Origin of the sequence: Nostocoides sp., assembly GCF_035343835.1 — a bacterium.
GTDB lineage: Bacteria > Actinomycetota > Actinomycetes > Actinomycetales > Dermatophilaceae > Nostocoides_A > Nostocoides_A vanveenii.
Genome location: NZ_DAOQZV010000053.1, coordinates 1 through 7,477, shown reverse-complemented (window position 1 = coordinate 7,477; position 7,477 = coordinate 1). Strand labels below are relative to the sequence as shown.

Annotated in this window: 9 protein-coding genes; 6 read left to right on the top strand and 3 right to left on the bottom strand. The window is 68.9% G+C overall.

What is annotated here, in order from left to right; all coding sequences use genetic code 11:
• Positions 1 to 1,365, bottom strand: a 1,365-nt coding sequence (gene argA, locus PKH97_RS05810; RefSeq protein WP_324386464.1) for an amino-acid N-acetyltransferase, incomplete at its 3' end; no start/stop codon positions are given.
• A 65-nt stretch (positions 1,366 to 1,430) separates the two neighbouring features.
• Here argA and PKH97_RS05805 point away from each other — a divergent pair.
• The 6 genes from PKH97_RS05805 to PKH97_RS05780 all read left to right on the top strand — a co-directional run bounded on the left by PKH97_RS05805 (position 1,431) and on the right by PKH97_RS05780 (position 6,318).
• Positions 1,431 to 2,234 (top strand): ABC transporter ATP-binding protein, encoded by an 804-nt coding sequence (locus PKH97_RS05805; RefSeq protein ID WP_324386463.1) that lies wholly within the window; start codon positions 1,431 to 1,433, stop codon positions 2,232 to 2,234.
• 29 nt (positions 2,235 to 2,263) lie between these two features.
• On the top strand, positions 2,264 to 2,728 hold the full coding sequence (locus PKH97_RS05800) for an NfeD family protein (RefSeq protein ID WP_324386462.1): 465 nt from the start codon (positions 2,264 to 2,266) through the stop codon (positions 2,726 to 2,728).
• A 102-nt stretch (positions 2,729 to 2,830) separates the two neighbouring features.
• Positions 2,831 to 4,009: an SPFH domain-containing protein gene (locus PKH97_RS05795; RefSeq protein WP_324386461.1), complete on the top strand. Its 1,179-nt coding sequence runs from the start codon at positions 2,831 to 2,833 to the stop codon at positions 4,007 to 4,009.
• A gap of 108 nt (positions 4,010 to 4,117) precedes the next feature.
• Complete coding sequence (locus tag PKH97_RS05790; protein ID WP_324386460.1) at positions 4,118 to 4,939, top strand: sulfite exporter TauE/SafE family protein; 822 nt, start codon at positions 4,118 to 4,120, stop codon at positions 4,937 to 4,939.
• A 22-nt stretch (positions 4,940 to 4,961) separates the two neighbouring features.
• Entirely contained in the window at positions 4,962 to 5,771 is an 810-nt protein-coding gene (locus tag PKH97_RS05785; protein ID WP_324386459.1) for an RNA methyltransferase, read from the top strand.
• A 139-nt stretch (positions 5,772 to 5,910) separates the two neighbouring features.
• Entirely contained in the window at positions 5,911 to 6,318 is a 408-nt protein-coding gene (locus PKH97_RS05780) for a hypothetical protein (protein ID WP_324386458.1), read from the top strand.
• A gap of 12 nt (positions 6,319 to 6,330) precedes the next feature.
• On the opposite strand, the gene PKH97_RS05775 is transcribed toward PKH97_RS05780, so the two are convergent.
• Both PKH97_RS05775 and PKH97_RS05770 read right to left on the bottom strand, forming a co-directional pair.
• Positions 6,331 to 6,714, bottom strand: a complete 384-nt coding sequence (locus tag PKH97_RS05775; protein ID WP_324386457.1) for a DUF3037 domain-containing protein — start codon at positions 6,712 to 6,714, stop codon at positions 6,331 to 6,333.
• A partial coding sequence (locus tag PKH97_RS05770; protein WP_324386456.1) for a HipA family kinase occupies positions 6,711 to 7,477 on the bottom strand: 767 nt, incomplete at its 5' end. The genes PKH97_RS05775 and PKH97_RS05770, both read right to left, overlap by 4 nt.

Sequence of the window (7,477 nt, the reverse complement as noted above, 5' to 3'; positions counted from 1 at the left end):
GTCGAGGACCACGACCAGCGAAGCACGGGAGGCGTCATACGTCCGGGCTTTGGCCGTGGGCAGGTCGGCCACGGTGCCCGGGGTGAAGCCGTGCTCGAGGAACCAATGCGGCGTCTGCGTGGTGAGCGCGAACAGTCGGCGATAGCCGCGCGCGCGTGCCCTCGCCCGGGCACGCCGCAGGAGCGCGGCGGCCAGGTCGCGGCGACGATATTCCGGGTGCACGACGACGCACGCGAACTCCGCCGCAAGATCGTCGGCATACTCCACGAGGGCGTTGCAGGCGATGACCATGCCGTCGCGGACGATCACCGAGAAGGTCGCGATATCGATCTCGAGTTGCTCGCGGCTGCGCGGACGCAGCACACCCTGGTCCTCCAGCGGCCGGATGAGTTCCGCGATGGCGCGCGCGTCCTCGACCGTGGCAGGCCGGATGGCGTCGTAGTCGTCGTCGGCCGCGATCATCAGCCCGGCGCCGTCGCGCGTGTAGAGCTCGCGCAACAAGGGGGAGTGGCCGGCGGTGCCGAGCAGATGCACGCGCCGCACGCCCGACCGCACTGCGGACACGCCGGCGCGCAGGCAGTTGCGGTCCTCCGCGGACAGCTGCCGTTCGGTCTGCTCCTGCCCCGCGAGCGCACCCGCTTGGGTGAGCGAGAGTTGTCCCGCGTCGCCGGCATCGAGGGCCATCCGCCAAGACCCTGGTTCGGACTCCATGATGAAGATGAGCTTGTCCGCGCCCAGTCCCTTGGCAACAGCCTCAGCAATATCGGCATTGCGCAGGTTGAAGGTCTCGCCGGTGGGGGAGTAGCCGATCGGGGAGAGCAGGACGATCTGACCCAACTCGACGGCTTGGCGGATCTGCGCGATGTCGATCCGGCGAACCTCCCCCGTCAGCTCGTGATTGACGCCCCCGCGCACCCCGAGCGGTTTGGCCGTCACCCACGTGCCCCCGACGACCCGCGGCTGCGACTCCTCGCGCACGGTCACACTCCGGCTGGCGGCGAGCCGGGCTTCGAGATCCATCCGCAGCACTCCGACGGCCGCCTTGACCGCCTCCATGGTGGCCGCGTCGGTGATCCGCAGATCGCCAGCGAATGCCGGTTCGACCCCCCGGATGCGCAGCTCCCTTTCGATCTGCGGGCGGGCGCCGTGCACGAGCACCAGGCGCACCCCCAGGCTCGCGAGCAACGCGATGTCACCGAGCAGTCGGTCGATGTCGTCACGCGCGCAGATCTCGCCGGGGACGACGATGACGAAGGTGCGCCCATGGTGCATATGAACGTATGGTGCGGCCCCCCGCAGCGCCGCGACGAAGGTCTCGCCGGCGACCGGTCCCATCCCCGGCTGGGGGGAGGCGTTGCTCGTCACGGAGCGAGGGTAGCCGCCCGGTGTCCCCGTCCGACGGGCCGTCCCGCTGTATTACTGTCGACGCCATGAGTGACGTCCTCGCCTTCGCCGGCGTCAGTGTCGTGCGCGGTGGGAAGTTCCTCGTCCGCGAGATCGACTGGGAGGTCGAGGAGGGCCAGCGCTGGGTCGTGCTCGGGCCTAACGGTGCGGGCAAGACGACGCTGCTGCAGGTGGCGTCCGGTCGAATGCACCCCACCGCCGGCGTCGCCGGCATCCTGGGCGAAGTGCTCGGCGCGGTGGACGTCTTCGAGTTGCGCCCACGGATCGGCCTGGCCTCGGCCGCACTAGCCGAACGCATTCCCGCCGGGGAGCGAGTCAGCGATGTGGTGGTCACCGCCTCCTATGGCGTCGTCGGCCGCTGGCACGAGCGGTATGACCGCATGGACGAGGGTCGCGCGGACGAGCTGCTGGACGCGCTCGGCGCCGGCCACCTACGCGAGCGTGTCTACGGCACCCTTTCCGAGGGAGAGCGCAAGCGCGTCCAGATCGCCCGCGCGCTGATGACCGATCCGGAGTTGCTCCTGCTGGACGAGCCCGGCGCCGGGCTCGACCTTGGTGGCCGCGAGGATCTGGTCGCGCGGCTCGGGCAACTCGCCGGCGACATCGAAGCACCGGCGCTGGTCCTGATCACTCACCACGTCGAGGAAATCCCGCCGAACTTCACCGACGTCCTTCTGCTGCGTGACGGCGAGGTGGTCGCGCAGGGCCCCATCGAAATCACTCTCACCGCGGCCAATCTGTCGGCCACCTTCGGCATGGAGTTGGTCCTGGAGCAGTACGGCGACCGATTCTCGGCGCGCTCGGCAACCGGAACGCCATCAGCCGACTGACCGTTGATAGCGACAAAGGAGAAAAGACTATGGACTGGCTGGGCGACAACCAATGGTTGGGCTGGCTGGGTCTGGCCATCGCCCTGGGTGCCATCGAGGTCGCGACCGTCGACTTCGTCTTCGTCATGCTCGCCGGGGGCGCGCTGGCAGGCAGCCTGGCCGCCGCGTTCGGGGCGCCCTTCCCCGCAGCCGCGATCATCGCCGCCGTGGTCGGCGCCCTCCTGGTCTTCCTCGTCCGCCCGCTGGTGAAGGCCAAGTTCACCGATGGCATCACCGACAGCGGCATCGGCTCCTCCGCCCTCGTCGGGCGCACCGCCCACGTCGTCCAGGCCGTCACCGAGCACGACGGTCGGGTCAAGCTGGGCGGCGAGATCTGGTCGGCTCGGATCGCCGCCGGCGGCCGGGTGTGCGAAGCCGGCCACGAGGTGCGCGTGATCGCTATCCATGGGGCGACGGCGATCGTCAGCGGGGAGCAGGCGATCGCCGACAGGTGAGCGAACGGCATACGGAACCATTTGTGCCACAGGCGAATCGAAGCAGTGCAAGGGGGGGCGGCCACAGGGGCTGTCAACATCTGACGAGAGAGAGAAGAAGACATGGAACCAGGACTGATCGTCCTTTTCCTGTTCTTGGTTTTTGCCGTGATCGTGGTGCTGCGCACCGTCCGGATCGTGCCGCAACAGACCTCGCTGATCATCGAGCGGCTCGGTCGCTATTCGCGCACGCTCGAAGGCGGGATCCACTTCCTGGTGCCCTTCGTTGACAAGGTGCGCGCCAATATCGACCTGCGTGAGCAGGTCGTCAGCTTCCCGCCGCAGCCGGTCATCACCAGCGACAACCTCGTCGTCAATATCGACACCGTCATCTACTACTCGGTGATCGACGCGAAGTCTGCGGTCTACGAGATCGCCAACTTCATCCAGGGCATCGAGCAACTGACCGTCACCACATTGCGCAATGTCATCGGCTCGCTCGACCTGGAGCAGACGCTGACCAGCCGCGACCAGATCAACGGCCAGCTGCGCGGAGTGCTCGACGAGGCGACCGGCAAGTGGGGCATCCGCGTCAATCGCGTCGAACTGAAGGCCATCGACCCACCGCACTCGGTGCAGGAGTCGATGGAGAAGCAGATGAAGGCCGAGCGCGACCGCCGCGCCGCCATCCTCAACGCCGAGGGCGTCAAGGCGAGTCAGATCCTCACCGCCGAGGGTGAGAAGCAGTCGCAGATCCTGCGGGCCGAGGGTTCGGCCCAGGCCCGCGTGCTGGAAGCCCAGGGCCAGGCGCGGGCCATCCAGCAGGTCTTCGACGCGATCCACCGCGGCAAGCCGACCCAAAAGCTGCTCGCCTACCAATATCTCCAGGTGCTCCCGCAACTCGCCCGCGGCGACTCCAACAAGATGTGGATCATCCCCTCCGAGGTCACCGACGCCCTGCGCGGGATCGGTAACACCCTCGGCGGTATGACGGGCGTGCAGCCGGAGGAAGACGAGGAATGGCAGCCCGGTGACGACGACCTGGCCAACCCCTTCGCCGCCACCACGCTCGAGGACCCGGCCAAGGCGCTGGAAGAGGCGCGCGGGCAAGCCGGCCAGGTCGAGTCGGAGGCGAACCAGCACGGTGCCCCGGCGCCGCGTGTCCAGCCGCGCGTCGCCGAGAGCGAGCGAGCGCTGCCCGCTCCGCCGCCGATCGCCTCGCCCATGCCGCAGTTCCCGTATGGCGAGCCCGCGCCGGTCGCACCGCCGGCACCCCGTCCCGAGCCCGGTGCGCAGGGCTGATGCGCTGACTGGTGCAGAAGTTCCCCGGGTGCCCCGCAGCGCGAGCGATCACGTCTCGCCCCGCGGGGCACCCGGCTGTTCGGCCCCGGTCCTGCATAAGGTGACGTGGTGTCCATTCTCGACGCCCTGGCGATCATTGCGGCCGGGGTCGGGGCGGGGACCATCAATGCGATTGTCGGCTCGGGCTCGCTGATCACCTTCCCCACGCTGCTGCTGCTCGGCTTCCCGCCGGTCACCGCGAACATCTCCAACAACGTCGGTATGGTCGCGGGCGGCCTGAGCGCGACGTTCGGCTACCGCCGGGAGTTGGCCGGGCATGGGCGCGGGCTGGCTCGCCTGGTCCCGGTCTCGCTCGTCGGCTCGGCTGCCGGGGCGCTGCTTCTGTTGGTCCTACCGAGCGAGGCCTTCGCGGCGATCGTGCCAGTGCTGATCCTGCTCGGGCTGCTGCTCGTCGTCTTCGGGCCGCGGATCCAGGCGTGGGCGCGGTCGCGGCACGATGCCGCGGAGGCGCGGGACGCGGTGTCGTCGGTTGTCTCGTCCAACACAGGTGTGCTCGTCGGCCCGCGATCGCAACGGCTGGCCCTGCTGGCCGGCATCCTGCTCGCCGGCACCTATGGAGGCTACTTCGGCGCGGCGCAGGGCGTGATCCTCATGGGTCTGCTCAGCACCCTCGCGCACGGGAGCCTGCAGACGCTCAACGGCTACAAGAACGTCCTGGCGACGACCGCGAACCTGATCGCCGCCATCGTCTTCCTGATCGCGGCACCGGAGCACATCGACTGGTGGGTCGTGCTCTACATCGCGCTGGGCACCATCACCGGCGGCTTGATCGGTGCGGGCGTCGGTCGACGCCTGCCGGCTCCTGTGCTGCGGGGCATCATCATCGCCGTCGGCATCGTCGGCATCGTCAAGATCGTCTTCTTCCCCTGACCCGCGAAAGTCCTTCTCCCGTATGCCGATCGAACTCACTGACCTAGGCGACTCGGCCCTGCGCGACTATGTCGGGCTGACCGACGTCGCGCTGCGCACGCGGGCGGAACCTGAGATGGGGTTGTTCATCGCCGAGTCGGAGAAGGTGATCCGGCGGGCGATGGCCGCGGGGTATCGGCCGCGGTCGTATCTGATGGGCCGGCGCTGGCTGAGCGATCTGGTGGATCTGGTGGCCGCGGCCGAACGCGATGGTATTCCGGTCTACACCGGTGACGCAGCGACCATCGAAGCCTTGGCCGGCTTCCACCTGCACAGGGGCGCGTTGGCATCGATGGAGCGTCGACCGCTGCCCGAGCTGGATCGGGTGCTGGCCGGTGCGCGACGGGTCTTCGTGCTGGAGGACATCGTCGACCACACCAACGTCGGCGCCGCTTTCCGCAGCGCCGCCGCCCTGGGGATCGACGCCGTGCTCGTGACGCCGCGGTGCGCGGATCCGTTGTACCGCAGAGCAATTCGCGTCTCGATGGGCACGGTCTTTCAGGTCCCGTGGACACGGATCGATCCCTGGCCCGGGTCGGTCGATGCCTTGCGCGCGCTCGGCTTCACGACAGTGGCGTTGGCGTTGAGTGAACACTCGGTCACCCTCGACGAGCTCGCCGCCGACCCGCCGGAGCGGCTTGCCCTGGTGCTCGGGACCGAGGGTGACGGACTCACAACGCGCACCCTGGCGGCCGTCGACCACACCGTGCGCATCCCGATGCGCGGCGGAGTCGACTCGCTGAATGTCGCGGCGGCCGGCGCGGTTGCGGCGTGGGCGTTACGCGTGTCGTGAGCCACGTGCGTGCCACGAGCAGGTAGTCGTGACGGGTGCAGAAGCGGGCGAGTGGGGTGAGTGGCAGCATACGGGTGCGGGTATGTCTCGCCTGAGTGGTCGCGCGACTCACACGTGCCTACGCTGTCACGCATGAGTCTTGTCGGTACGGCGGCTGCTCTCGTCGGCTTCCCCGTCGCTGCGTCGACCATCGGCGCAGTTGTGGCCGCAGTCCGTCCGCCCGGTCGCGCTCACCTTGGAAATCCTCTTCCTCGGGCTCTCGGTGGTCGCCGAGCTGACCGAGTCAGGCAACAGCCCGCGGCGGGCCGTGCTGATCTGCACGATGCTGGGGCTGATGACCGCCGTCGGGGCGATCGGCTCGGTCCTCTTCCTCGCCTCGATCAGCACGACGGTGATGAGCGCGGTCCTTGCCTTCGGCGCCGCGGCGCTGCTCTATCTGGTGTTCAGGAGCTCCTCGTCGAAGCGCACGAGGAGCGCGAGTCTGTGTGGCTGGGCGCGATGTTCTTCCTCGGTTCATTCTGATCTACGCGCTGGCTGCCTTTGGTGAATAGGGCCCTCGTCAGGCCCGCACAAGGCGATCGGCCAGTGCGTGCAGCTGGGCGGCCGGGTCGTGGGTGACGCCGCCGTGTACCGGACCGGGCTGGACGACCGTGCTCCGGGGCGCGGCAAGCCAGCCGAAGCGTTTGCCGGGGGTGGCCAACGTGGGCCGGCCCCGGCCGGTGACGCCACGGCATACGTCACACACGACGGTGAGGGCGGCGTCGACGTCAGCGAGGTCGAGGCCGGGGGCGAAGGCGTTCAAACGGGTCGCGTCAAGGTGGAAAGCCGCGTCGAGGTAGTCGACGGCGTCGGCGAAGAGGACGACGCCGACGTTGGTGAACTCCTCGCGATCGACCCGGGGCACGCAACGGAGCACGACGTACTGGTAGGGAATGGCGGTCATGGCGTGCCGCCCGGGAGCCACGCGGTGGCGTTGTCGAGGCGGGCGCGGAGGTGGGCGGCATACGCCTGTCGGGCGGCGCCGGGATCCGGGAGCCAGGGTGTCGGTTCGAGCCAATCGTCGGGGACGGACTCCAGGATCGTGGTCACAAGCGCGTCGGTCACGCGCGGCGCGAGTCGTTCGTGGGCCCCGCCGACCGGCCCGGCGATATCGGCGAGGACGTGCTTCGAAGCGTCGAAGGGGAGGGCGGCGAACCTGCTGGGGTCGGGTTCGCGGCGCGGCCAGCTGTGGTGGAAATAGAGCGCAGCGCCGTGGTCGATTGCCCACGTTGTGCCATGCCAGACAAGGAGATTCGGGTTTGCCCAGGTGCGGTCGACATTGGCTGTGAAGGAGTCGAGCCAGATGATGTCGGCGGCAGCTTCGGGAGTGGGAGGTCGAGAGCCGTCGTAGCCGAAGGAGCCGGGGAGGAAGTCGACGCCGAGGTTGCGTCCGACGCTGGCCGAGAGGAGATCCTGGACCTCCTCGTCGGCTTCGTACCTGGCAATCGCCGCGGGCAGGTCGATCACGACCAGGCGTGGCGTCGGGACATCGAGGGCGCGGGCGAGCTCGCCGACGATGGCTTCGGCCACCAGCACCTTCAGGCCCTGTCCGGCGCCGCGGAACTTCGCGACATAGGTCCCGAGATCGTCGGCCTCAACGATGCCCGGCAGACTGCCGCCCTCGCGCAGGGGCGTCACGAAACGCGTGGCGCGGACCGGTTCGAGCA